General features: G+C 73.8%; 1 protein-coding gene. It reads left to right on the top strand.

The features are described 5' to 3' along the window. Window positions 1–473, top strand: a 473-nt coding sequence (locus CRM73_RS19490) for a (Fe-S)-binding protein (RefSeq protein ID WP_229588838.1), incomplete at its 5' end; no start/stop codon positions are given. Window positions 474–562 lie beyond the last annotated feature (89 nt).

Below are 562 nucleotides of genomic sequence, written 5' to 3'. Positions count from 1 at the left end.
ACGCGGCCGCGCAGCTCGGCTCCTGGTTCCCCCACCGGGTGACCTACCACCCGTCCTGCCACGGGATGCGGCTGCTGCGCCTGGGGGACCGGCAGAAGGACCTGGTCGCCTCGGTCGGGGACATCGACTTCGTCGAGCTGCCCGACGCCGAGGAGTGCTGCGGCTTCGGCGGGACCTTCTCGTTCAAGAACCCGGATGTCTCCGCCGCGATGGCCGAGGAGAAGATCGACAACATCGTCTCGACCGGGGCCGAGCTGTGCACCGGGGGGGACGCCTCCTGCCTGATGCACCTGGGCGGGGCCATGGCCCGCCGGGGAACGGGTACGGGCACCGTCCACTTCGCCGAGATCCTCGCGTCCACCCGCGAGAACCCGCTCGAGGTCTCCGGGCCGGTCGAGCTGTCCATCCCGGGGCCGGGGGCGCGCCGCACGGCGCCGTCCTCGGCCCCCCGCACGACCGGAGGAGCTCGATGAGCCGCACGGCCCTGGGCATGCCCGCCGTCCGCCCCGTCCACGGCCAGGGGAACCTGCACGCGCAGACCGCGTTCCCCGCCGCGGCGAAG

This window comes from Kocuria sp. CCUG 69068 (genome assembly GCF_020833785.1).
Classification (GTDB): Bacteria; Actinomycetota; Actinomycetes; order Actinomycetales; family Micrococcaceae; genus Kocuria; species Kocuria rosea.
Note: the sequence above shows the minus strand (reverse complement) of the source record. Positions and strands in the feature narration are given on the sequence as shown.